Source organism: Achromobacter sp. ACM05 (assembly GCF_019218915.1).
Classification (GTDB): Bacteria; Pseudomonadota; Gammaproteobacteria; order Burkholderiales; family Burkholderiaceae_B; genus Achromobacter; species Achromobacter animicus.
Genome location: NZ_JAHUWQ010000002.1, coordinates 309,907 through 333,653, shown reverse-complemented (window position 1 = coordinate 333,653; position 23,747 = coordinate 309,907). Strand labels below are relative to the sequence as shown.

19 protein-coding genes and 1 pseudogene are annotated in these 23,747 nt (G+C 66.3%); 13 read left to right on the top strand and 7 right to left on the bottom strand.

Annotated elements, in window-relative coordinates:
- Positions 1 to 2: 2 nt before the first annotated feature.
- The 3 genes from KW836_RS12420 to KW836_RS12410 are packed head-to-tail and all read right to left on the bottom strand — an operon-like array spanning position 3 to position 4,411.
- Positions 3 to 2,174, bottom strand: coding sequence for a phosphocholine-specific phospholipase C (locus KW836_RS12420; protein WP_218343498.1), 2,172 nt, complete (start codon positions 2,172 to 2,174; stop codon positions 3 to 5).
- 35 nt (positions 2,175 to 2,209) lie between these two features.
- On the bottom strand, positions 2,210 to 2,404 hold the full coding sequence (locus KW836_RS12415) for a hypothetical protein (protein ID WP_175126126.1): 195 nt from the start codon (positions 2,402 to 2,404) through the stop codon (positions 2,210 to 2,212).
- Positions 2,405 to 2,425: 21 nt separating this feature from the next.
- A complete protein-coding gene (locus KW836_RS12410; protein ID WP_218343497.1) occupies positions 2,426 to 4,411 on the bottom strand; it encodes an alkaline phosphatase family protein in 1,986 nt (661 codons plus the stop codon).
- 909 nt (positions 4,412 to 5,320) lie between these two features.
- Here KW836_RS12410 and KW836_RS12405 point away from each other — a divergent pair.
- The 12 genes and pseudogenes from KW836_RS12405 (at position 5,321) to KW836_RS12350 (ending at position 15,597) form a co-directional block, all read left to right on the top strand.
- The gene (locus tag KW836_RS12405; protein WP_218343496.1) at positions 5,321 to 5,764 is read left to right on the top strand and encodes a general secretion pathway protein GspC; all 444 of its coding nucleotides are present in this window, start codon (positions 5,321 to 5,323) and stop codon (positions 5,762 to 5,764) included.
- A 320-nt stretch (positions 5,765 to 6,084) separates the two neighbouring features.
- A complete protein-coding gene (gene gspG / locus KW836_RS12400; protein ID WP_175126123.1) occupies positions 6,085 to 6,513 on the top strand; it encodes a type II secretion system major pseudopilin GspG in 429 nt (142 codons plus the stop codon).
- Positions 6,485 to 6,973 (top strand): type II secretion system minor pseudopilin GspH, encoded by a 489-nt coding sequence (gspH, locus tag KW836_RS12395; RefSeq protein WP_175126122.1) that lies wholly within the window; start codon positions 6,485 to 6,487, stop codon positions 6,971 to 6,973. Before gspG ends, gspH begins: the two co-directional genes overlap by 29 nt.
- A 208-nt stretch (positions 6,974 to 7,181) precedes the next feature.
- A pseudogene (gene gspI, locus KW836_RS12390) lies at positions 7,182 to 7,571 on the top strand (type II secretion system minor pseudopilin GspI); the annotation flags it as partial.
- Between the two features lie 2 nt (positions 7,572 to 7,573).
- Positions 7,574 to 8,179: a prepilin-type N-terminal cleavage/methylation domain-containing protein gene (locus KW836_RS12385; RefSeq protein WP_191579435.1), complete on the top strand. Its 606-nt coding sequence runs from the start codon at positions 7,574 to 7,576 to the stop codon at positions 8,177 to 8,179.
- Between the two features lie 15 nt (positions 8,180 to 8,194).
- Positions 8,195 to 8,524 (top strand): hypothetical protein, encoded by a 330-nt coding sequence (locus KW836_RS12380; RefSeq protein ID WP_218343495.1) that lies wholly within the window; start codon positions 8,195 to 8,197, stop codon positions 8,522 to 8,524.
- A complete protein-coding gene (gene gspK / locus KW836_RS12375; protein WP_218343494.1) occupies positions 8,440 to 9,435 on the top strand; it encodes a type II secretion system minor pseudopilin GspK in 996 nt (331 codons plus the stop codon). Before KW836_RS12380 ends, gspK begins: the two co-directional genes overlap by 85 nt.
- Positions 9,432 to 10,424 carry a type II secretion system protein GspL gene (gene gspL / locus KW836_RS12370; protein ID WP_175126120.1) on the top strand — a complete coding sequence of 331 codons (993 nt, stop codon included), beginning with the start codon at positions 9,432 to 9,434 and terminating at the stop codon, positions 10,422 to 10,424. The genes gspK and gspL overlap by 4 nt, the downstream gene beginning before the upstream one ends.
- Positions 10,421 to 11,005 (top strand): type II secretion system protein GspM, encoded by a 585-nt coding sequence (gene gspM, locus KW836_RS12365; protein WP_218343493.1) that lies wholly within the window; start codon positions 10,421 to 10,423, stop codon positions 11,003 to 11,005. The genes gspL and gspM overlap by 4 nt, the downstream gene beginning before the upstream one ends.
- A 79-nt stretch (positions 11,006 to 11,084) precedes the next feature.
- The gene (gspN, locus tag KW836_RS12360; RefSeq protein WP_218343492.1) at positions 11,085 to 11,849 is read left to right on the top strand and encodes a type II secretion system protein N; all 765 of its coding nucleotides are present in this window, start codon (positions 11,085 to 11,087) and stop codon (positions 11,847 to 11,849) included.
- Positions 11,850 to 13,509: 1,660 nt separating this feature from the next.
- Complete coding sequence (locus tag KW836_RS12355) at positions 13,510 to 13,719, top strand: cold-shock protein (RefSeq protein ID WP_062842107.1); 210 nt, start codon at positions 13,510 to 13,512, stop codon at positions 13,717 to 13,719.
- Positions 13,720 to 14,154: 435 nt separating this feature from the next.
- Positions 14,155 to 15,597, top strand: a complete 1,443-nt coding sequence (locus tag KW836_RS12350) for a DUF1254 domain-containing protein (RefSeq protein WP_218343491.1) — start codon at positions 14,155 to 14,157, stop codon at positions 15,595 to 15,597.
- A gap of 164 nt (positions 15,598 to 15,761) precedes the next feature.
- On the opposite strand, the gene gspE is transcribed toward KW836_RS12350, so the two are convergent.
- Positions 15,762 to 17,189 (bottom strand): type II secretion system ATPase GspE, encoded by a 1,428-nt coding sequence (gene gspE, locus KW836_RS12345; protein ID WP_175126115.1) that lies wholly within the window; start codon positions 17,187 to 17,189, stop codon positions 15,762 to 15,764.
- On the bottom strand, positions 17,186 to 19,567 hold the full coding sequence (gspD, locus tag KW836_RS12340; protein WP_218343490.1) for a type II secretion system secretin GspD: 2,382 nt from the start codon (positions 19,565 to 19,567) through the stop codon (positions 17,186 to 17,188). The genes gspE and gspD overlap by 4 nt, the downstream gene beginning before the upstream one ends.
- Positions 19,568 to 19,743: 176 nt before the next feature.
- Between gspD and gspF the strand changes: the two genes are divergently transcribed.
- The gene (gene gspF, locus KW836_RS12335) at positions 19,744 to 20,949 is read left to right on the top strand and encodes a type II secretion system inner membrane protein GspF (protein ID WP_218343489.1); all 1,206 of its coding nucleotides are present in this window, start codon (positions 19,744 to 19,746) and stop codon (positions 20,947 to 20,949) included.
- A gap of 102 nt (positions 20,950 to 21,051) precedes the next feature.
- Here the strand turns inward: gspF and KW836_RS12330 are convergent, their stop codons facing one another.
- Together KW836_RS12330 and KW836_RS12325 are read right to left on the bottom strand one after the other, a co-directional pair.
- Positions 21,052 to 21,390, bottom strand: coding sequence for a P-II family nitrogen regulator (locus tag KW836_RS12330; protein WP_006386376.1), 339 nt, complete (start codon positions 21,388 to 21,390; stop codon positions 21,052 to 21,054).
- Between the two features lie 196 nt (positions 21,391 to 21,586).
- Complete coding sequence (locus tag KW836_RS12325; protein ID WP_218343488.1) at positions 21,587 to 23,653, bottom strand: NAD(+) synthase; 2,067 nt, start codon at positions 23,651 to 23,653, stop codon at positions 21,587 to 21,589.
- Between the last annotated feature and the right edge of the window lie 94 nt (positions 23,654 to 23,747).

Genomic DNA, 23,747 nt, shown 5'->3' with positions numbered 1-23,747 from the left:
GCTTACTCGGCCATGGCCGGGTCGGTCACGGACGCCTTGCCCGTTTCGATGCGGCCGGCAAAGCGGCGCAGCCACGACGGATCCTCGGCCAATCGCACCGTGAAGTCGTACCAGGCATGGCTGCCGGCCAGCGCCCAGTGCTGCTCGACCTGCCCGCCCTCCGGGACCGTGAACGTCCAGCGTTCGTGGTTGGCGTAATAGGCGTTGGGCGTCACCTCGAACGTGCAAGGCGTCTTGCCGGCGTTGATGAAACTGACGTAGACGTCGCCGTTGGCGATGTCGTAGCAGACGCGGATCTCGGCATCCTGCTGCGCCGTGCGGTCATGCGCCAGGTCGCCCGCGAAATGGCGGTGCCAGCCGTTGGGGCCCAACACCCACAGGTCGTACTTGCCGCCATCGGCGGCCGTGTCCCAGCTGCCCTCCAACTGCTTGTCAGGCTCCACGGTGTAGCGGCGCGGCAGGCGATCCAGATGCAGGCGGTCGTAGACGTGGAACACCGCGGCCTGCTTTCCCGTGTTCGAGAACACCAGCCACATGTTGCCGGTGCCCGGCTGGCTGCGGCCGCTGGTGTGCAGTTCGTACGGCAAGGCGCGGGAGTTGCGCACGCCCTTTTCCTGGATGCCCTTGGCCTGCGTGGACGGATCCGGCAGCGGCACAGCCGTCAACGCCTGCTGGGCGGCGCGCTCCTGGTCTGCCTCCGAGCGGGTCAGGATGTCGAGGCCCGACGGCTTCTCGTCGTTCGGCGTCGCGAAGTTGAAAGCCGAGGTCAGGTCGCCCAGCACGGCGCGGCGCCACGGGCTGATGTTCTCTTCCTTGACGCCGAAGCGGGCTTCCAGAAAGCGCAGCACCGAGGTGTGGTCGAACGCCTGGGAATTGACCCAGCCGCCGCGGCTCCACGGCGACACCACATACATCGGCACGCGCGGGCCGGGGCCGTAGACGCGATTGTCGGCAGCGTCCTGGGCGGACGCGTGCGTGTGGCGTTCCAGGTCGGTGTTGACGGTGGAAGCGCCGGCCATCGAGCCGTCGGCGTTCAGCGACGGCGCAGCGGGCGGCGGCACGTGGTCGAAGTAGCCGTCGTTCTCGTCAAAGTTGATGAGCAGGACGGTCTTGCTCCAGACATCCGGATTGGCGGTCAGCGCGTCCAGCGTTTCCTGGATGTACCAGGCGCCCTGCACGGGGCTGGACGGGCCGGGGTGTTCTGAATAATTGGCGGGCGCGACGATCCAGGAGACCTGCGGCAGCGTGCCGTTCAGGGCGTCATCGCGCAGGGCCTGCAGGAAGCCGCCGTCGGGCATGGTGTTGGCCGTGCCCTTGTAGAGCGGGTTGGCCGCGTCCATGCTGGGCGTCCAGGCCGGGTACGGCGCACCGTTGCTGCCGTTGCCGGCCAGTTCGTTGGCGCGGCGGTACTGCTGAAAACCTGCCAGGGGGTTGTCGCCGAAGTTTTCGGGCAGGTTCTGGTAGACCTTCCAGGTGACGCCGTTTTCCTGCAGGCGTTCGGGATACGTCTTCCATGTCCAGCCGATGTTCGAGGCGCCCAGGCTGTCCCACTGGTTGCGGGTGGACGGGCCATTGCCCTGCGCCAGCGGGTCGTTGGTGCCGGTCCAGTGGAACAGGCGGTTGGTGTTGGTGCCGCCGTGCGTCGAACAGTGGTAGGCATCGCACAGGGTGAAGGCGTCGGCCAGCGCGAACTGGAACTCCACTTCCTTTTCGCGGTAGTAGCCCATGGACTGGTTCTGCTTGTAGCGCGGCCATTGGTCCATGCGGCCGCCGTCCCAGGCCATCTGGGCGTCGACGTAGTCGTGCGGCGTGCCGGCCACGCGCTGGGCGTTGCCCTGGGTGCTGTCCAGGTGATACGGCATGACGACGCGCGTGCCGTTGGTCTGTTCCCAGACGGAGCGGTTCTGCGGCAGCGGAATGGTGATGCGGTCACCAAAGCCGCGCACGCCCTTGAACGTGCCGAAGTACATGTCGAACGAGCGGTTTTCCTGCATGAGGATGACCACGTGCTCGACGTCGTTGATGGTGCCGGTGCGGTTGTTGGCGGGGATGGCCAGCGCGCGGCGGATGGCGGGCGGGAACATCGACAGCGCGGTCAGCCCGGCAGTGGAGGCGGCGGCGTTGCGCAGGAACCGGCGCTTGCCGGCGTGGATCGTGTCTTTATCGGACTTCACGGATGCTTTTCCTATGGGTCTACAAGAAGCGCGGCTCAGGGCGCGCAACGCAGTTCGGGCTTGGCGGGCGGCGGCGGCGCGGGCGTCTCGGGCTGGGTGGGAGTGCCCGGGTCGGTGGGGGTGCCGGCGTCGTCATCGTCGTCGCCGCCGCCGCAGGCGGCCAGGGTGGCGGTCAGCATCAGCACCGCGCCGGCGCGCAGGAAACCGCGCAAAATCATGGACTTGCTCATGGGGTATCTATCCTTGGGACATCAGGGAAACAGTTCGGAGACGGACTTGCCGGACAGGGCGAGGGATTTCACTTCTTCCTCGGTCAACGCGCGCGACCAGAAGGCGAGGTCGTCAAAAATCATGGTGTACGGGCCCTTGGTGCCGGCGCAGCAGATGCCGTAGGTGCCCTTGCCGTCTTCGTTCAGGCCGATATGCGGCCCGAAGATGCCGGCGATCTGGGTCAGGTCGACACCCGGGTTGGCGGTGGACGTGACGTTGCGCACGAAACCCAGTTCGCTGTCGTAGCGATAGGCGGTCATCGTGCGGGCCGTCTTGTCGATGGTCATGGCGATGTAGACGGGCTTGTTGGCCGTGAACTTGACGCCGTTGATGTCGGCGCGTTTGCCGCCGCCGGCGACGTTGAAGCGCAGCTCGGGGCCGGCCCATTGGGCGATGGTGATGCCGGGGTTGCCGCCGGAGTTGTAGTCTTTGTTGCCTACGATGGATCGGTCGTTGGCGGTGCCGTCGGACTGATACCAGAAGCCGATGGTGAAGGCCTGGACGCTGTCCATGAGGCCTGCGGGGTAGTCGAGCTTGAAGGCGCCCAGGGCCGCCGTGCCGCGTTCGTTCCGGAAGCTTTTGCCGTACACGCCGGGGTCGGCGTAGGCCGGGGCCTGCGCACCGTCGAACGGGGTGATTGCGCCGCCGCCCGCGGCCTTGTCGGTCACGTCGCCTTCGAAGGGGAAGAACATGGTCAGGCCAGTGCGCAGCGAGGCGAGCAGTGGGACCGGTTTGGCGTAGACGACCGAGGCGCGCGCGGCGCTGACAGCGCGGCCGGCGGAGACGCTGTATGCCAGCTCGTGCAGGCCTTCGGTGTCGAAGGTGAAGCCGGTGTCGACGTATTCGGTGGCGGTGCCGGGCAGACGCGCGACTTCTTTGCCGTCGCGGCTGACGACGATGTCGCCGGCGGGTTCGCCGACGCGCACCCAACTGACGGTGACGCTCTTGTTGTCCATGGCGGTGCGGGTGGCGACGCGGCGCAGCGCTAGCGGTTCGGAGAGCGCGGTGCCGGCCATGTCGTAGGCGTCCGCTTGGGGCAATGCAGCCAGGTGCGAGAGGACGGTGGGCGCGACGTCGGCGGCGCTGGGCAGCGCGTACCAATTGGTGTCCCACACGCCGTCAAACGAAGCGTCATCGGCGCTGCCGCCGAGCAGGGACGGTTGATTGGCGGCTAGGAGGATGGTTTTGTTGGAGGAGAACGGCAGGCCGTCGCTGCCGCCGGTCTTGTCGAGGCCGTGGCTGGACGCGACGACCATGAGCCAGTTTTCGTTGGGATGGGCGGCGCGGCGGTCGGCCAGTTGCTTGGTCAGGACACCCAGGGCGGCGTCGGTCTGGCGGATGACGGCTTCGTAGGTGGTGCCGAAGCCGTTTTCGGCGGCGGCGCGTTCGGGCGCGGCGAATTGGGCGACGACGAGGTCGTAGCCTTCGGCGATGCGGTCGCGGGTTTGGGAGGCGACGCAGTCGTCTTGGCCGGCGCAGTCGGTCAGCGTCTGGACGTAGCCGGCGTCGCGGTCGGTGCTTAAGAGGCCGGCCAGCAGCGGCGAGTTGAAGGCGCCGGCGGTGCGCGCTTCTGGCTGCGCGGTCTTGATGCGTTGGAAGAGGCTGGGGGCTTTCATGCCCTGGCCTTGCGCGTTGGAGCGGACGCCGTGGACGTCGGCCCATTGCCCGGTGAGCAAGGTGGCCCAGCCGGGCGCGGTTAGCGTGGGCTGTTGGGTCACGGTGCCGGTGACGCCGCCGGTCCAGGCGCGGGTGACGGTCAGTTGGCTCAGGTTGGGGAGCGTGTTGTCGGCGGCGCCGCGACGCAGCGCGTCGTAGGTGAGGCCGTCTACGCCGACGAACAGCACTTTGTCGACGCGCGCCTCGCCGGGCGTTGTCACGGGGGGCTGGGTCGGAGGTTCCACTGGGGCCTCGTCGTCATCGTCATCGCCGCCTCCACAGCCGGCCAATACGCTGGTCGCCAGCAACATGGCGCACCATCTTCTCCAATTCAATGTCTGCATTGCTTCTCTTCTCTTTTTCATGAAGGGGGTCTTACGCTGGGCGACATGGTGGCGATCGAACGTGAAAGACCCGTGAAGCAAAGGAGAGAAACGTTGATTGCTGAATCAGGATTCTTTTGCGTATGGGGCAATGCTGGGGGGCTTTTTGGATGGGTCGGTTGCTTGTTGGGCAAGGGAGGGATTGGTGGAGGTTGCGGTTCTTGAGGCGTCCGGCACGGTGGCGGCCTGGGCGTTGAGTTCTTGAGGCGTCCGGCACGGTGGCGGCCCGGGCGTTGAGTTCTTGAGGCGTCCGGCACGGTGGCGGCCCGGGCGTTGAGTTCTTGAGGCGTCCGGCACGGTGGCGGCCCGGGGCGCGCGGGGCCACGATTGCGGTCCGGAGCCTTCGCTCCGGACTTCCCCGTCGTCATCGTCGTTGTCGCCTTCGGCGCCTGCCTTCCGATTCCCTCGGGCTTATCGACGCCCCGCGCACCCCGGGCCGCCACCGCACCGGACTCGAGCAATTGAAGCTTGCCGGGCGGCGGGACGGTCAGCGTGCTTGGCGTTCTGTTGGAGATGTGCCCGGGTTAGAAGCGGCTTGCGGGGCCCGTCCCAGTTCGGCCGCGCGGGCGGCCTCCGGGGACTTACGCTGCGTCTTGCGTCGTGGCGATGACGCTTCGCGTGTGGCGGGAGATTCACGGGTGTCTGGCGAAGTTGGCGGTGATCACCGCGCCTGGTGTCTGACACCCGCTGACCCGCTGAGACGTCGCGGCATACCGACGAAGCTCTCCCCTGGGTGTCTGACACCGTCGTATTGCTACCGTCTGGTTGCTGCTATTGCATAGCTGTCATGAAACGCCGCTATAGTCGGCCGCGTCTTGTTGCCCTTGTCTGAATGCCATGCCTTTGTCCTTGCGCCTGCCCCTGCCCTCCGCGCCAGCCGCGCTGCGCGTCCTCGCCGTGCTGGCCTTTGCCGCGGGGCTTGGGGTGTGGGCGTCGATCCTGCTTGCGCCGCAGCCCGGCCCCCTGCCCCCGGCCGTCTCCGCGGCTGCGCCGCGCGCGGCCGACAACACGCCGGTGGCGTTGTGGTTCGGCAAGGATGAGGCTATGCGTACTCAGATCACCGTGCTGGGCGTGATCGCGGCCGGCCCTGACGGCGCGGCGGTGTTGAGCGTGGACGGCGGACCGCCGCTGGCTTGGCGGGCCGGCGCGGAAGTGGCGCCGGGGATCGTGCTGCGCGACATTGCGGCGGATGCCGTGACGGTCGAACAGTCGGGCCGCGCAAGCCGACTGGCGGCGCCGGTGGCCCAGGATGCGCCGGGCGGGATCACGCGGGAGAAGTAGGCGCGGGATGGGGCCGCGACGCATGAGCCAATGGCAGACGGCAGGCTGGCAACGTTGCGCGTCCTGACGAAGGATCAATGAAATCGGCGGCTCGTAAACCTGCATCTCGTGAACTACCAGCTCGAAAACTAGCAGCTCGTGAATTTTCGGCTCGCGACTTAGCAGCTTGTGACTCAGCAGCACGTGAATCAGCATCTAGTAATTCAGTTGCTAGTGACAAAGCCGCGGAAGGACGGACCGGGCGATCTCCCGGCGTGCGCATTACTGTCATATTTCATGTCCACAATCCCGGGCTTCAACAGATAGACCGGAGTTGCAAAGTGCGTCAGTTACCGCGCGGGCTTGCCCGCCAGCAGGGCTTCACCCTCATCGAGATCATGGTGGTGATTGTGATCATGGGGATTCTGGCCGCGCTGGTGGTGCCGCGTGTGCTCGATCGCCCCGACCAGGCGCGCCAGGCCGCTGCCCGTCAGGACATCGGCGGCATCATGCAGGCGCTGAAGTTGTATCGCCTGGACAATGGCCGCTATCCCACCACTGCGCAGGGCCTGCGGGCGCTGGCGCAAAAGCCTGATGGCGTGGCCAACTGGCGCGGCTATCTGGACAAGCTGCCCAACGATCCGTGGGGCCACCCCTATCAATACCTGAGCCCCGGCGTCAAAGGCGACGTCGACGTCTTCTCGTTTGGCGCCGACAACAAGCCCGGCGGAGAAAGCGGCGATGCCGACATCGGTTCCTGGGACCTCTGAGCGCGGTTTCACGCTGGTCGAAGTTTTGGTAGTGCTGGTGATCGTGGCCATTGCCGCGAGCATGGTGAGCCTGTCTGTCGGCCGGGGCGACAACCGCTTGCGGGCTGATGCCGAGCGTCTGGCCGATGCGTTTACTGTGGCGCAGAGCGAAGCGCGCAGCGATGGACGCAACATACGCTGGCTGGCGAACGGCCAGGGCTGGTCGTTCGAGCGCGCGGGCCGTTCCGCGGGCCCCACGGCGCAGGACGATATTCCCGTGCCTGTCGACCGATTGGAAAGCGATGAGGTGCTGCGGCCGCAGTCGTGGTCGGCCGCGCCGGTGCAATGGCGGTTGGATCCGGACCGCCCGCTGATCTTCAATACCGAATGGGTTGCCGCGCCGATGACGCTGACGCTGAGCGCGGCGGATGCGCACGTGACGCTGCAACGCGACGCTGCGGGGCGCTATGAGATTCGCTGAGATGGCTTCCGAGGTGGCCGCGGATGAAGTCGTCAATGAGGCTGTTGATGATGCTGTCGATGAAACTTTCGGTGTGCCTGTCGATGAAGCCGTCGATGACGCCGTCGACAAAGCCAGCAATGCCGCCACCGGTGACGCACGCCACGGCAACGCCGGGGACTCTGCCCCAGGCGCCAGCGGCCAGGCTCACCCGAGCGCGGCGGGCGCCGCGTTTCCCCGTCCGCGCAACCGCGAGCGCGGTTTCACGCTGATCGAAGTGCTGGTCGCGCTGGCGATCATCGCCGTGGCGATGGGCGCGGCGCTGCGCGCTACCGGCGTGATGGCGGCAAACAATCGTGCTTTGCAGGACAAGACGCTGGCGTTGCTGGCCGCGCAGAACGCGCTGACGCAATTGCGACTGGAGCAGGCCTTGCCGCGCGCCGGCACGCAGATGGTGCCGTGTCCGCAGGGCGGGCTGGCGTTGCAATGCGAACTGGTGTTCACCAACTCCATGAACCGAAGCTTCCGGCAGGTAGCGGTGAAGGTCCACGACGCCGCGTCTTCGCGCGAGGGCGCGATCCTGCTGCAGCTCGACGGCCTGCTGTCCAGCCTGCGATGACGATGCGCCGTTCTCCCCAATCGCAGGCCGGCTTCACGCTGATCGAGGTGCTGGTCGCCCTGGCGCTGATGGCGCTGGTCAGCCTGATGGCCTGGCGCGGATTGGCCAGCGTGTCGGGTGCGCGCGATCTGATTGCCGCGCAGGCCGAGGATACGGATGCCATCGTGCGCACGTTGGGGCAGATGGCGCGGGACGTCGAGTTGTCGTACACGGGGCCGGCCTTTGATTCGCCGGGACTGGACGCGGTGGCGTTCACGACGGGCTTGCGCCTGCTCCCGCGCGCGGCGGGCGGGCAGACGCTGGAGATTTTGCGTCCCGATCCGGATGGCAACGGATTGTGGCAGCGCATTCAATGGCAGGTGCGCCGCGACGGTTTGTGGCGGGTGGGCGGACCGTCCGCGCAGCGCAGCCCGTTGCCTGCGGCGAATGACGGCGTGCTGTTGCTGCCGGGCGTGCGGTCGCTCGCGCTGCGCGCTTGGGTGCCGGGCGTGGGCTGGGCGGACGCCAACGCCTCGTTTGCCGCCGCGCCTAGCGGTCTGGAGATCGCGTTCGAACGCGGGGTGCCGGGCGACCTGCGGCGCTATACGCGCGTCCTGGAGCTGCCATGAGCCGGGTGGTCATTCATGGAACTGGCAGAGGTGGCGCGCGCGGCGCAAGGGGCGCAATGGGCGCAATTGGCGCAATTGGCGCATCTGGCGCATCTGGCGCATCTGCTGCATCTGCTGCATCTGCTGCATCTGCTGCATCTGCTGCATCTGCTGCATCCGCTACATCTGCTGCATCCGCGGCATCTGCTGCATCTGCCGCATCTGCTACATCTGCTGCCTCTGCTGCATCTGGCGTACGCAACGGACAAGACACAGCCGCCGTGCACTACACCCCCACCGCGCTCCGCCAACGCGGCGCGGCGGTCGTCAGCGCGCTCATCGTCGTCGCAATCGTGGCTGCGCTGACGACCAGCTTGTTTCAGCGGCAGACTGCCAGCACCCGCCGCGTGGAAAATGAACTGGCGCGGGTGCAGGCGCGCGCGATGCTGGCGGGCGGGATCGACTGGGCGCGGCTGGTCGTGCGAGACCACGGCCGGCGCGAGCCCACCACCCGCGGCGACCAGATCTGGGCCACGCCGGTGCTGGACACCCGCATCGAACGTCCGGGCGACGATCGCGTGGCGGTGTTTTCTGGCGGTGTGCAGGACGAACAGGGTAAGTACAACCTCTACAACCTGGCGCGCAACGGCGTGCCGCAACCGGAGCAGGAAGAAGTCCTGCGGCGTCTGCTGGGCACGCTGGAACTGCCCGATACGCTGGCCGCGCGGATCGTCGACATCGTCGCGTCGGCGCAGCCGCCCGCGCTGGCGGCGAACGCCTCGAACACCGGCCCTAACGCCACCCCTAACGCCACCCCAGACACCGCCCCGAACACCGCCGCGCGGCCCGGCCCGCAGGCGCGCGCGCCGCTGCCGCGCGGGGTCGACGAAGTGGCCGCCCTGCTGGGGCTGGAGCCGCCGATGCGCAATGCGCTGCGGCGCACGATGACGCTGCTGCCTTCGGCCACCACGGTCAACGTCAACACCGCGCCCGCCGAGGTTATCGCGGCGCTGGTGCCGGGGCTGTCGCTGGCGCAGGCGCGCGCGATGGCGGGCGAGCGCGATCGCGGCAACTGGTTCAACAACACGGGCGATTTCGCCAATCGGCTGGCGGGCACGGGCGTGAAGACGCCCGCCCCGTCGGTCTCCACCAACAGCGGCTGGTTCCTGGCCAGCGGCACCGTGGTCTACGAACGGGCGCGCGTCTCCATGCAGGCGCTGATGCGCAGCGCCCCGCCGGCCGCGCCCGAAACCATCTGGACGAGAGAAACACCTTGAAGAACACCCTGCGCATCGCCCTGCCCGCGCTGGAGGAATTTGGCGCCGATTCGCCGCTGCCCTACGCGTGGTTCGACCGGCGCGGCCGCTGCGTGCGGCAAGGCGAGCTGGCGCTGCGCGCGCTCGGGAACGCCTGGCCGCAGGCCATGTGCGAAGCCGTGCTGCACCCTGCCGACGTCATCGCCGCGACGGTGCAGATCCCTGCGGTAGCGCGCGCGCATTTTGGCGCGGCCGTGCGCGGTGCGCTGGAACCGCTGGTGCTGAGCGATCTGGATAGTCTGGCGATCGGGTACGGCTCGCGTGCCACGGACGGCTCCGTGCCGCTGGCGTGGTCGCCGCGTGAACCGGTCAGGCGCGCGTGGAGCCTGCTTAGCCAGCAAGGGCTGCGCGTGCGCGCGCTGATCGCGCCGCAGGCGCTGGCGCCGGCCACGGATGCGCCGTTGCGCGATCCCGCGGATCCGCGCTGGCACGCGCCCTCGCCCGCATGGTCGCTGGCGATGCCGCAGCTTGCCCCGGTCAGCGTGTCGCGCTGGCAGCCGGTGTGGCGCTGGGGCGCGCTGGCCGCCGTGGTGTGGATTGCGGGATTGAATATCTACGCGGCGCAGTTGCGCGGCGAGGCCGACGCCTTGCAGCGCGGCATGCACGATCAGGTGCTGGCGGCCTTTCCCAACGTGCCGGTCGTGCTGGACCCGGCGCGTCAGGCGCAGCAAGGGCTGGACGCGTTGCAGGCCAACCGCGGCGCCGCCAGCGCGGGCGACTTCCTGCCGCTGGCGCGCGCCGCCGCGCAGGCCCTGCCCTTTGCGGCCGACAAGGTCGCGCACCTGACCTACGCCGATCAGGCGCTGACGTTGCAGTTGGCGGACGCCGGTCCGCAGGCGCAACGCGTCGCCGAGACCCCCGCACTGATCCAGCAGGCCGCCGCTTTGGGGCTGAAGCTGGAGCGCGGCGACACCGACAACACCTGGCGCATCGTGCGCAGCCAACCATGAAACCGCTTTACCAACTTCAAACCGCGTGGCAGGCCGCGCGCAAACCCGTGGACCCGGCGCTCGCGCGCGCCCGCCAGCGCTATCAGGCGCTGGCCCCGCGCGAACGGCGCCTTGTCACCGGAGCCGCCTTGCTGCTTGGCGCGGCGATCGGCTTCGTCACCCTGATCGAACCCGCCCTGAACACGGTACGCAAGCTGCAGACGGAGCTGCCGGGACTACGCGCCCAGGCCGCCACCGTGGCCGACCTGACAGCGCAAGCCGCCGCCCTGCGCCAGCGCAGCGCCGCGCCCACGGGTGGGATGCCCAGCACGGCGGAATTGTCGGCCAGCCTGGAACGCGCCGGCCTGCCCGCGGGGCAATGGAAGCTGGCGGATGCGGAAGGCGGTGGCGTGGAACTGTCGCTGGACCAGGCGCCGTCGTCCGCGCTGATGCGCTGGCTGGACGGTGCGGGACGCGACTGGGGGCTGGCCATCTCCAAGGTGGACCTGTCACGCGCCGCGAACGCCAATGGACGTCCGCTGCCGGGCCTGGTCAACGGCAAGGTCGTGCTGCTGCCGCCGCAGGCGGCGGGGAGCCGGTGATGGTCGTGAAGATTCTCTTTGACCGCGCGGCAGGCCCGCGGATGGTTGGCACGGTGTGCGCTGCGTTCGGGAGCTACTCATGCCTGTGAAGCTTCCCTCGCGCCGCGTCGCAGGACTGTGGATCGCCGGCTTCCTATGCGCCGCCGCCGCAGGCGCCGCTGTGCTGCCCGCGCGCTGGGTGTTGACGCTGTTGCCGGACGACGCGCCGGTCACACTGGCCGACGCCAGCGGAACGCTGTGGCGCGGCAGCGCCTGGGTCGCACTGGGCGCCCAAGGGGCGCGCCGCGTGCTGCCGCAACCGGTGCAGTGGCAATGGCGCTGGGACACGCTGGCGCTCGACATCTCGCATCCCTGGCTGCAGGGCACCTTACGCGCGCGCCCCGGGTGGAACGGCCTGGCGCTGCCTGCGTCGTCCCTGCGCGTGCCCGCGACGATCCTGCCCGCGCTCGGCGCGCCTTGGAATACGTTGTCGCCGCAAGGCATGCTGGAAATCAGCTGGCAGCCCCTGCGCCTGGGCGCCCCACTCCCCCCCGGCCCGGCCGTCGATTTGCGCTGGCGCAATGCCGCGACTGCGCTCTCGCCTATCACGCCGGTGGGCACCTACTTGTTGCGCGCGCAAGGCGGAAAGAGCGGCGCGACGCTGGTCCTGAGCACGGAAAGCGGCCTGCTCGACGTGAAGGGCCAGGGCGGCACCGGCCCCCGCGGCTTGAACTTTCAGGGTGAGGTCACGTTCGCTCACACGGCCAGCGAAGCCGACCGCGCCGCGCTGGACGGCCTGATGTCGACACTGGGCCGCCGCTCGGGCGACACGGTTACGTTCAGCGTGGGGAAATCGGCGCGTTAAGTGTCGAAGTTCATTTGAGGCGGAAGCTCGACGCCATGGATGTCAACGACTTAATGAAGTATGGTTCATTTGCTCTGTCCGCAATGGTTCGTTGAACTTGGCATTCTTCCCCAGAAAGTTCATTGAACTTGGTAGCGGATCGAGTCCATCACATCACGATGCTCCCCAATCCCAGCCCCCCTTGCGCACCCTAAAACGGCGGTGAGCCAGACCTGGGCGACCAACGACCACGACTGGCCAGGAGCGGTCCTTGATCGCACCGCTTTACATACCGAGTTCCTAAGGTCTGTCCGTTCACTTAGCGATACATCGCTTGGAGGGAGGTGTTCGACACGCACAATCACCGCGCATGCTGCGCCGGTAAGTCTACCGACGTCCGTGCGAATGACTCGGCATATTTTGCCGTCTGCGGGATTTTCCATGCCTGTGCTCCTGGGCGTCGAAAGCACGGATTCGTACCACCACCGCTGAATGTCCAGCAAGCCGCCGGCTCGCGAGCCTAGGCTGCACTTCAAACCAAGTGCCTTCAATTTAATGGTTCGAGGTCCGGCAGTCGGCATTCAATCGCGAGGAGTGCTGTCCCGTCCGGCAACCGGTAATTGTTATCACCGAGCCATGTGACGGGCTCGCCGTCCCGCAAGCAACAGTAGTAATTAGCCCAGGCCCCGTCGTGGTTTGGAGCAGCCCTGTAGCGACGTTGGATGATGTACGTAATCCCGTTGGCGTCCACCGCTACTATCTCAGTGGCGCGTTTGGTATGGTCTAGTGTCATGACGCGGCCTCTATCTGAGGGGTAGTGCTCACCTCGTGCGGTAAGAGCCTCTCCGCCCGTTGTGCTGACGTGGACGATCCCCGGCGCATGCCCGACGCACAAGCGAAGACGTCCAGAGCCGACTGCACTGGGTACACTTCAAGGTACGCACTTAACCGGCGTAGTGATAGTTGTCCGGCGTCCAAGGGTCATCAATCAGGGGGGTTGCTGCCTTGGGCACGACGGATTGAGCGTTGTGGTTTGACTGTAGCGCCGGAAGTGCGGCGCCCTTCGGTGAAAGATGTTTCTCGGCTATCTGATGCAGACTTGTGACGAGCTGATTGATAAAGGGGAAGGGCATTTAGGTTCCATGGTGTCTGCGGCAGACGAAGCCCGGCAGTATTCATAGCGATTCAATCCTGGGCATGTGCCACAGGTTGTTGTGGCCGACGCCACCCCTTCAGAGTACGCTCGCCACCCCTGATAACCTAAGCCTGAATTGAAACAAACCAATCCCCCGTGAATCGCGAGCTTCACTCTTTCTTTGAGCGCGCGCATGCGAAAACGCACTCGAGTAGAGTGCTAAGGTGCGCGGGCTTCGCGAGCCTGTCATCAACGCCATGAGATTCCGCTCCGAGGTCCGAGGTCGCGATCTCGCTGGATCCCGATTGGCTGAAGTGGCGCCGCGCACGCATCGAGGCCCCGGGGGAAGGATTTCAGAGGAAGTCATCGGAATCTGCGCGGAATTGCGCGGTAATTGGCTTGAAAATCAGGTCGGTGGGGACGGCTCAACCTAAGCGGTGGGGCGATCCATTTTGTGTGTCATTGTGAAACGCTCATATCTTTGTGACCGCCAATCACCCATAGTGGGTGCAGGGATACTTTTCCCTGGAAAATCTAGGACATACATTGAAGATTGAAACTGGTATTGTGAAGTGGTTCAACAACGACAAGGGCTTCGGCTTTATCATGCCGGAGCTCGGCGGTAAGGACCTCTTCGCGCACTACTCTGAGATTCAGGGTAGCGGGCACAAATCTCTCGAAGAGAACCAGCGCGTGACGTTCGTCGCCGGCCAAGGGCAAAAAGGTCCTCAGGCGACAATGATCAAACCGATTTAAGAAACTGGCTGGCTTGTCTGAAGGCAAGCCGTCTGGCACCTAGCAAGTGGGGCCGAATCCTTTGAAACAGGGGATTCGGCCCTTTGGCTTTGGACGACAGCATAGCTACCTGAACTGTCCAGATTAAACAGTCGATGCCTATGGCGACACCCTGCTGTGTTATGTCTCATTGCTAGCCATAAAAACTTCTCCAGACGGCCACTCCTGGACCTTCCTGAGGACGTTGCATTACGTGCAACTGGCCGCGCTTTGCCATACCTCTCGTGCCGAAATCAAGTTAGTTCCCCCCTCGAAATCAGAAACCTTATCCGGAACGATTTACCGGGTGTTTTCTACTTATATCGTCTTGTTGGCGATTTCGATAAAGTGTCGTTTCCATGACCAGTACTTTTCGTGCGGGCGTCGGAAAGCTCGCTCTGACAGGTGAGGCGCTCAATGACCACAAGACGAGAGTTTCTAGGCTCCAGTGCACTTGTAGCGCTCACTGGCACGACGCTTGGTCCGGGCCGGGTACGGGCACAGGCAAGCGCGGATCGCCCTGGGTTCTTCGGGGCGAAGGACATCGCGGAGGCTGGGTTCATTTACGGCCTGCCTATCGTGATGAACTACGCCGTCATGCATGAGTACGCGGTGGATCGCGGCTCGGGGCAATTCAAGGCGCCTTTCAACCACATCAAGAACGAACCCAACGTATTCACCTACAAAGACACGGCGATTGTCACGCCCAATAGCGACACGCCGTATTCCTTCGTGTGGATGGACTTGCGGGCAGAGCCGGTAGTGCTTTCAGTGCCGGCGATCGACCCGAAGCGCTATTACTCGGTCATGCTCTGCGACGGCAACACCTACAATTACGGCTACATCGGCACTCGCACCACCGGAAACGAGGCTGGCGACTACATGGTGGTCGGACCCGAATGGAAAGGTGCCGTCCCGGCGGGCATCAAGCGGGTGTTTCGGTCCAGCACACAGTTTTCGCTCGCCGGCTACCGCACCCAACTTTTTGGTCCAGACGATCTCGACAGCGTGAAGGCGGTCCAGGCTGGATACCAGGTGCGAATGCTCTCGGCGTACCTGAATCAGGCGCCGCCACCGGCTGCAACAGCCATCAGCTTTCCCATGATCAACAAAGAGTTGGCGAAGACCAACTTCTTCGAGTTTCTGGACTTTGCATTGCAGTTCGCGCCTCCACAAGCCAACGAGCTACCAGTCCGCGCGGAACTCGCGCGCATCGGCGTGGGGGCAGGCAAGACTTTCAACTTCAGAGATTTGCCGCTGGACCAAAAACTGGAGATCGGCCTTGGCATGAAAGAAGGCCAGCGCAAAGTGGACGAAGCCGTCGCCAGCACCGGAAAGGCGATCAATGGCTGGCGGCTAAGCGGACTGCCCGGTAACAGCGAACACTACAACGGCGACTGGCTCAAGCGCGCCGTCGCGGCTCAGGCAGGCATATATGGAAATGACCCGGACGAGGCGACTTACCCGTTCACCCGCGTAGACGCAAATGGTCAGACGCTGGACTGCAGCAAGCACAATTACACCCTCACGTTTCCGGCCGGCGCGTTGCCGCCGGTCAATTCGTTCTGGTCGCTGACTATGTACCACGGCAAGTCGCAGCTACTGGTCAGGAACCCGATCGACCGCTACCTAATCAACTCGCCCATGCTGCCCGCGATGAAGGTTAACGCGGACGGGTCATTGACACTCTACATCCAGCACAAGACGCCGGGCGGCGACAGGCAAGCCAACTGGCTCCCCGCTCCCGATGGGCCGGTCTACCTCGTAATGCGGCTGTACTGGCCGAAGATCACACCGCCCTCGGTCCTGCCAGCCGGGGAAGGGACGTGGCAGCCGCCAGGGGTGGAACGTGTCGTATAGGTTCTGGAGAAGAAAGGCCAAGTTCGGTGAACCAAATCTCAAGTTGGATGAACTTCGACATCAAGGGCGGCGACGGGCAGGAGACGGTGTCACGAGAAGGTGTCAGACACCGGGCAGAGTTTGTAGAACGAAGTGAGGTGTCCGACGCCAAGCAACTGCCAGCGTTACGCGTCCCGCGTCACCCGCAAAATTTCCTCCGGCGACGTCTGCCCCGCGTCCACCCACCGCTGTCCGTCCTCGCGCATGCTGCGCATCCCCGACGCGGCCGCGGCGCGGCGCAGTTCGCGTTCGTCGCGGCCTTCGTGAATCAAACGGCGGGCCTCGTCGTCCACCGTGAACAGCTCGTGGATGCCCGAACGGCCGCTGTAGCCGGTATGGTTGCAGGCCTCGCAGCCGACGGGGTGGAACACCTGCACGCCGTCCAGCATCGACGGCGCCTTGCACGCGGGGCATAGCTTGCGCACCAGGCGTTGCGCCAGCACGCCCAGCAACGACGACGCCAGCAGGAAAGGCTCGACCCCCATGTCCGTCAGGCGGGTGACCGCCGAGACGGAGTCGTTGGTGTGCAGCGTGGCGAGCACCAGGTGGCCCGTCAGCGACGCCTGCACCGCGATCTGCGCGGTTTCCAGGTCGCGGATTTCGCCGATCATGATGACGTCCGGGTCCTGGCGCAGGATGGCGCGTAGGGCCAGCGCGAAGCTCATGTCGATCTTGGCGTTGACCTGCGTCTGGCTGATGCCGGCCAGGTCGTATTCGATGGGGTCTTCCACCGTCAGGATGTTGCTGGTGGAAGCGTCCAGGCGGCTCAGCGCCGCGTACAGCGTGGTGGTCTTGCCGCTGCCGGTCGGGCCGGTCACCAGCACGATGCCGTGCGGCTGGCGGATCAGGCGGTCCAGCTGTGACAGCACACCGGGGCTCATGCCCAGCTTTTCCAGTTGCAGGCGTCCCGCTTCCTTGTCCAGCAGACGCAGCACGGCGCGTTCGCCATGGCCGGTCGGCAGCGTGGACACGCGCACGTCGATCGGCCGGCCGCCCACGCGCAGCGCTATTCGGCCGTCCTGCGGCAGGCGTTTTTCGGCGATGTCCAGGTGCGCCATGATCTTGATGCGCGAAATCAGCGCGGCGTGCAGCGCCTTGCGCGGCGACACCACGTCGCGCAGCGTGCCGTCCACGCGATAGCGCACCACCGAATGCGTTTCGAAGGGTTCGATGTGGATGTCGCTGGCGCCGTCGCGCGCGGCCTGCGCGAACAGCGCGTTGATCATGCGGATCACGGGCGCGTCGTCCTGCGCTTCGAGCAGGTCTGCCACTTCGGGCATGTCCTGCATCAGGCGATCGAGGTCGATCTCGTTCTCCGCCACGCCCATGACCGACGCCGCGTCTTCCGAGTGGCTGTAGGCCGCGGTCAGCAGCGTCTCCAGCGCTTCGTCGTCGATCTGCGTGAGGCCGATATCGCCGTGGCAGCGCCGGATTTCGCGCACGGCCCATTCGGGCGTGCGCGGACTGACCGTCAGTTGCGCCTGCCCACCGCGCAGCGAGAGCACCGCGCGCTGAGCGCGGGCCCAGGCGTAGGGCAAGGGGTGCGCGCTCATAGCAGCTTCTCGGGGTCCACCGCCACCGTCATCATGACCGGCCGCGGCGCGCGGATGGGCTGCTGCGCGGGCGCGGGCGGCGCGCCGGGATACTGGCGCACCGCAAAGGTCTCCACCGTGGTGGGCGGCGGGCGGCGCAGCGTTTGCGCCTGCTGTTCAGGGCGAAGATCGTAGGCGTTGTTCGACACCGACGGCGCGGAACCCGGCAGCGGCAGGATCGGCGCCTGCATGTCCGGCAGCGCCCAATGATCGCGCGGCTGCACGGCGCCCTGCGCGCGGCGCATGTAGTCGTAGCGGTCCATCGTGACGCTGGCGCTGCGGTTGGCGTCGCGCACCACGTAGGGACGCAGGAACACCATCAGATTGGTCTTCGTGCGCTTGCGCGTGTCGTAGCGGAACAGCGAACCGATCACGGGCAGCGAGTCGAGCCCCGGCACGCTATTGGACGTCAGCGTCACGTTGTCTTCCAGCAGGCCGCCCAGCACGATGATCTGGCCGTCGTCGATCAGCACGCTGGTGTCGATGGCGCGTTTGTTGGTGACGATGCCGGTCGTGGGGGTCGAGCGGCTTTCGTCGATGCTGCTGACTTCCTGGTAGATGTCGAGCTTGACCGCGCCGCCTTCGGAGATCTGCGGTCGGATGTTGAGCTTGAGGCCCACGTCCTCGCGTTCGATCGTCTGGAACGGGTTCGAGCTGCCGTTGCTGCCCGAGGTCACGTACTGCCCCGTCACGAACGGCACCGTCTTGCCCACCAGGATGCTGGCCGACTGGTTATCCAGCGTCAGCAGGTTGGGCGTAGACAGGATGTTGGCTTCGCCGGTGTTCTGCATGGCGCGCGCCAGCACGCCCAGGTTGATGACTTCGTTGCCCAGCACATCCACAGTCCCCTTCACCACGCCCAGGCTCAGACCGCCGCCCAGCGCGTCGATGGACGTCGGGCCGTTGCCGGTGATGCCGCTGCCGCCCAGGTTCGTGCCGCCGATGAAGCTGGTGCCGTTGCCGTTGATGTTGCCCGCGCCGGTCATCCACTGGATGCCGAATTCCGCGGCCTTTTCCTCGCTGACTTCCACGATCAGGCTTTCCACCAGCACCTGTGCGCGGCGCTGGTCAAGCTGGTCGATCACTTCACGCAGGCTGCGGTACAGCGGCTCGGGCGCGGAGATGATGAGCGAGTTGGTGGCGGGGTCCGCCTGGATGGTGGCGCCGCCCGCGGAATACGACACGGCTTGCGACGAGTTGTCTTCGCGCGCGATGCGCTCCTGTTCGCCGGACAGGCCGCCGCGGGATGAGCCCGACTGGCTGGACATGCCCAGCCCGGCCTGGTTGGACGTGCTGCTGGCGGTGTTCTGCGTGCGCGCGCCGCCCTGCGTGCCGCCGGTGCTGCTGCTGGCGCCGGGGGCCGCGCCGGGCGCGGAATTGGCCTGGCCCGTCAGCAGTCCGCCCAGCACCTCGGCGATGCGCGTGGCCTGCGCGTTGCGCATGTAGACCACGTGCAGGTTGCCCGCGCGGTTCTGCTGCGCATCCAGCTTCTGGATCAGCTCGCGCGCAAGACGTGTGCGGGCCGGGCTGCCCGAGCGCACCAGCACGCTGTTGCTGCGCGGATCCGCCACGATCGCGATGCGCTGCGTCGGATCGCTGCTCTGCGTGTCCAGCAACTGCGAAGCCAGGATGGCGATGTCGGTGGCGATGGCCGACTGCACCGGCACGACGTCGGTGTCCATCGAACTGGGCACGTCGATGCGCGCGATGACGGCGGCGATGCGTTCCAGGTTGTCGGCGTAGTCCGTCACGACCAGCGTGTTGTTGCCGGGGTACGCGTTGATCGGGTTGTTGGGCGGCACCATGGGGCGCAGCACCGGCACCAGGTTCGCGGCGTTCTCATACTTCAGCGGAAACACGCGCGTCAGCATTTCGCCGCTGTTGCCGCCGCTTTTGGCAAAGGCTGACACGGGCACGGGCGCCCTGCCGCCCGCAGCGGTCGCGGCGCCCGCCGGACGGGCACCGCCCACGCCCGGGCCACCCACGACAGCGCTGCCTTGCAGCTTGGCGTCGGCCTCGGGCACCACGCGCGTCACGCCGTCAACATCGACGATGGCAAAGCCCTGCAACCGCAGCGCGCCCGTCAGCATGGAGAGCGCCTGCGCGCTATCCACGGGCCGGTCCGAAACCAGCGTGAGCTTGCCCTTGACGCGAGGGTCCACCAGGAAGTTGCGCTGCGTGAACAGGGACAGCGCGCGCAACACTGCGGGGATGTCCGTGTCGACGAAGTTCAGGCTGACGCGGTTGTCCGCCTGTTGTGCATGAGCCGTGCTGGCGGCGGGTCCGAGTTGGCTTGCGGCAAGCAGGAAAGCGAGGCTGAATTGCGCGATGTGACGCATGACGAAATAGTTGCCCGAGACGTGAAATCGTTTGAGAAAACGTGAAAGCGCGTCGGAGTATACGGGGTGTGACTGCAACACTACGGTCATATTTCCAAGGCAAGGTAACGGGCTGGAAACCCTTTAAATTCGGGGCTCTTGGCGAATTCGGCAGGTGCTTCCGCTTTATTACAGTCATGCCTTCCTTTCGCTATGAAGCCACCGACGCGCTCGGCAAAATCGTGCGCGGCACGATCGACGCCGACTCCGAGCGCGGCGCCCGCAACCAGTTGCGCGGGCGTGGTCTGTTGCCGCTGTCGACCGCGCTGGCGGCGCGCGCCGAAGGCATGGGCGCGGCGCTGCGCACGCGCCTGTCGGACGCCGACCTTGCGTGGCTGACGCGCCAGCTCGCCAGCCTGCTGGCCGCGCGGCTGCCGCTGGATGCGGCGCTCAGCGCCACGCTCGAACAGGCCGAAAAAAAGCACATCGCCGCCACGCTGGGCGGCGTGCGCGACGACGTGCGCGCCGGCCATCGCCTGTCGGCCGCGTTGGCCTCGCGGCCGCGCGACTTTCCCGAGATCTACCGCGCGCTGATCGGCGCGGGCGAAGAATCGGGCGATCTGGCGCAGGTGATGGAAAAGCTGGCCGACTACATCGAGGAACGCAACACCCTGCGCAGCAAGGTCATGACGGCGTTCATCTACCCGGCGGTGGTGGCCAGCGTGTCGGTGGTCATCGTCATCTTCCTGCTGGGCTATGTGGTGCCGCAGGTGGTGTCGGCCTTCAGCCAGGCCAAGCAGGAACTGCCGATGCTGACGCGCGTGATGCTGGGCCTGTCGGACTATGTGCGCAAATGGGGCGCGGTGACCGGCATCGCCATCGTCGCGGTCATCGCGTTGTGGCGCTACACGCTGCGCGCGCCGGCCGCGCGGCGGGCCTGGCATGCGCGCGTGTTGCGACTGCCGCTGGCCGGTCGATTCGTGCTGGGGGTGAATGCCGCGCGCTTCGCGTCCACGCTTGCCATCCTGTCGGGCAGCGGCGTGGCCCTGCTGACCGCGTTGGAGGCGGCGCGCCGCACGCTCAGCAACGATGTGCTGCGCCTGGCGGTGGACGAAGCCGCCGCGCGGGTGCGCGAAGGCGCGGCGCTGTCGTCATCGCTCGGCGCGCAGAAGGTCTTTCCGTCGCTGCTGGTGCACCTGATCGCCAGCGGCGAAAAGACCGGCCGCCTGCCCGAGCTGTTGGACCGGGGCGCGCAGAACCTGTCGCGCGACCTGGAACGGCGCGCGATGGCGATGACGGCGCTGTTGGAGCCGGCGCTGATATTGCTGATGGGGGGATTTGTCCTGCTGATCGTGCTGGCGGTGATGATGCCGATCCTGGAGATGAACCAGTTGATCAGGTAGGGATGCGGGCCGCGGAAGTACCGGCGGCAGGGGTACGGGTCAAATCGATGCGACCCGAATGGATACGGGCCGCACCATGGCGCGGCCCGCGAAATACAGGAATCAGAGCGCCTCTTCGTCGCTCTCGCCGGTGCGGATGCGGATGGCCTGCTCCACCGGGGTCACGAAGATTTTGCCGTCGCCGATCTTGCCGGTGCGCGCGGCCTTGACGACGGCTTCGATGGCGGCTTCGACCTGGTCGTCCGGGAGGACGACTTCAACGCGGATCTTGGGCAGGAAGTCGACCACGTATTCGGCGCCGCGATAGAGTTCGGTGTGGCCCTTCTGGCGGCCGAAACCCTTGACTTCGGTGACGGTCAGCCCGCTGACGCCGACTTCCGCCAGCGCCTCGCGGACTTCGTCGAGCTTGAAGGGTTTGATGATGGCGGTGACTTGTTTCACGTTGGTCGTCCTGGGTTTTTGATGTGTTGCGTCGCCCTGCCGCGCTGCCGATCGTCTTGTCGGGCGGGCGCCGGGCGCAATGGTTAAGAGAATAACACCGGGCAGGCGCGGCTGCGGCTCCGGGGAAACGCGCGCTGGCCCTGCCCCGCAGCGCGCCCCGCTTGCCGCCGCCCCAACTTGGTGCGCGGCGACGCCGTCAGCCCTTGGGCGTCTCGTCGGGAATGGTGTCGGCCTCGCGCATCCAGACCACCGATTCCGAGTCGCTGGGCGCGCGCCAGTCGCCCCGCGGCGACAGCGAACCGCCGGAACCCACCTTCGGCGCGTTCGGGATGCAGGTGCGCTTGAACTGGCTGGTCCGGAAGAATTTGTCCAGGAAGATCTTCAGGTTGCGCTTGATGGCGGCCAGATCGTACTGGTTGCGGGCGACGTGCCCGGCTTCGGGCCAGGCGCCGGCATCGCGGTCGCGCCAGGCCGTCCACGACAGGAACGCGACCTTGGTCGGCGCAAAGCCGTAGCGCAGCGTGTAGTACAGGTTGAAATCCTGCAATTCATAAGGACCGATGGACGCTTCGCTCTTTTGCTCGGGCTTGTCATCCGCGCCCCCCGGCACCAGCTCGGGGCTGACGTCCGTGCCCAGCACGTCCAGCAGCACCTGCGCGCCGTCGTCGCCCAGACGACCCGATTCGGCGACCCAGCGCACCAGGTGCGTGATCAGCGTCTTGGGCACGCTGGCGTTCACGCTGTAGTGCGACATGTGATCGCCCACGCCGTACGTGCACCAACCCAGGGCAAGCTCGCTGAGATCGCCGGTGCCAATAACGATGGCGTTGCTGAAGTTGGCCAGGCGGAACAGGTGGTTGGTGCGCTCGCCCGCCTGCACGTTTTCGAACGTGATGTCGTAGACCGGTTCGCCGTTGGCATAGGGATGGCCCAGGTCCTTGAGCATCTGCAGGCAGCTGGGGCGGATATCGATTTCGGACGCCGTGCAGCCCACCACCGCCATCAGGCGGCGCGCCTGTTGCAGCGTGCGGGTGCTGGTGGCAAAGCCCGGCATCGTGACGGCCAGGATGTTTGAGCGCGGCAGGTCCAGCGCGTCCATCGCCTTGGCGCAGACCAGCAGCGCGTGCGTGGAATCCAGTCCGCCCGAAATGCCGATGACCACCTTCTTCATGCCGCTGGCGGACAGCCGCTGCGCCAGCGCCTGCACCTGGATGTTGTAGACCTCCTGGCAGCGCGCGTCGCGGCGCTGGGGGTCGGCCGGCACGTAGGGGAAGCGCGCCACGCGGCGTTCGAGCGGCAGTTCGGTGTCTTCCAGCGGCGGATTCACCGGCACCGCCACGCGGCGGAACTTGCGCACCTCGTCCTGATGGCGTCGCACCGACTGGCCGAAGGTGCTCTGGCGCATGCGTTCGCGCGACAGGCGTTCCAGGTCGACGTCCGAGAACAGCAGATGGGAATGGTTCAGGAAGCGTTCGGATTCGGCCAGCAGTTCGCCGTTTTCATAGATGAGCGCCTGGCCGTCCCACGCCAGATCCGTCGAGGATTCGCCCCGCCCGGCCGACGTGTACATATAGGCCGACAGGCAGCGCGCCGACTGCTGCGACACCAACTGGTGGCGGTATGCGGACTTGCCGACGACGATGTTGGAGGCCGACAGGTTGACCAGCACCGTGGCGCCGGCCAGCGCGGCAAACGACGACGGGGGAATCGGCACCCAGACGTCTTCGCAGATTTCGACGTGAAACTGGAACAGCGGCAGCTTTTCCAACTGGAACAGCAGTTCGGCCCCAAAAGGGACCGTCTGGCCCAGCAGGTCGATCTGCGCGTCGATGGCGCAATCGGCGGCGCTGAACTGGCGGGCTTCGTAGAACTCGCCGTAATTGGGCAGATAGGTCTTGGGCACCACCCCGAGAATGCGTCCGCCGGCCGCCACCACGGCGCAGTTGAACAACTGGTGGGCAACCCGCAACGGCGCGCCGACGACGATGGCGATATCCAGATCGGCCGTGGCTTCGACCACTTGCGCCAGCGCGGCTTCGCAGGCGTCCAGCAGGGCCTTCTGGTGAAAGAGGTCGTCGCAGGTGTAGGCCGACAGGCCCAGTTCGGGAAACGCCGCCAGCACCGCGCCGCCCTGGGCGGCCTGCTGCGCCAGCGCGATGGTCTGCGCGGCATTGAAGGCGGGATCGGCGACCCGGCACTCGGGCACGCCGACCGCGACCCGGGCGAAGCCGTGGGAATACAGGTTGAAGAACGGGTTCGACATCGGGGATTTCGCCTGGAGTTTCGCTGGGGGTTTTGCCTGGGGCCCTGGAGTTCGTAGGCCCTGGAAACAACCGCCGGATTATCTCACGGCCCTC

What these genes read in the sequence shown, in the direction of transcription:
- KW836_RS12415 (WP_175126126.1), bottom strand. Translation starts at nt 2,404, where the DNA reads ATGAGCAAGTCCATGATTTTGCGCGGTTTCCTGCGCGCCGGCGCGGTG.
- KW836_RS12410 (WP_218343497.1), bottom strand. Translation starts at nt 4,411, where the DNA reads ATGTTGCTGGCGACCAGCGTATTGGCCGGCTGTGGAGGCGGCGATGAC.
- KW836_RS12405 (WP_218343496.1), top strand. Translation starts at nt 5,321, where the DNA reads ATGCCTTTGTCCTTGCGCCTGCCCCTGCCCTCCGCGCCAGCCGCGCTG.
- gspH (WP_175126122.1), top strand. Translation starts at nt 6,485, where the DNA reads ATGCCGACATCGGTTCCTGGGACCTCTGAGCGCGGTTTCACGCTGGTC.
- KW836_RS12385 (WP_191579435.1), top strand. Translation starts at nt 7,574, where the DNA reads ATGCGCCGTTCTCCCCAATCGCAGGCCGGCTTCACGCTGATCGAGGTG.
- KW836_RS12380 (WP_218343495.1), top strand. Translation starts at nt 8,195, where the DNA reads ATGGAACTGGCAGAGGTGGCGCGCGCGGCGCAAGGGGCGCAATGGGCG.
- gspM (WP_218343493.1), top strand. Translation starts at nt 10,421, where the DNA reads ATGAAACCGCTTTACCAACTTCAAACCGCGTGGCAGGCCGCGCGCAAA.
- gspN (WP_218343492.1), top strand. Translation starts at nt 11,085, where the DNA reads ATGCCTGTGAAGCTTCCCTCGCGCCGCGTCGCAGGACTGTGGATCGCC.
- KW836_RS12350 (WP_218343491.1), top strand. Translation starts at nt 14,155, where the DNA reads ATGACCACAAGACGAGAGTTTCTAGGCTCCAGTGCACTTGTAGCGCTC.
- gspE (WP_175126115.1), bottom strand. Translation starts at nt 17,189, where the DNA reads ATGAGCGCGCACCCCTTGCCCTACGCCTGGGCCCGCGCTCAGCGCGCG.
- gspD (WP_218343490.1), bottom strand. Translation starts at nt 19,567, where the DNA reads ATGCGTCACATCGCGCAATTCAGCCTCGCTTTCCTGCTTGCCGCAAGC.
- gspF (WP_218343489.1), top strand. Translation starts at nt 19,744, where the DNA reads ATGCCTTCCTTTCGCTATGAAGCCACCGACGCGCTCGGCAAAATCGTG.
- KW836_RS12325 (WP_218343488.1), bottom strand. Translation starts at nt 23,653, where the DNA reads ATGTCGAACCCGTTCTTCAACCTGTATTCCCACGGCTTCGCCCGGGTC.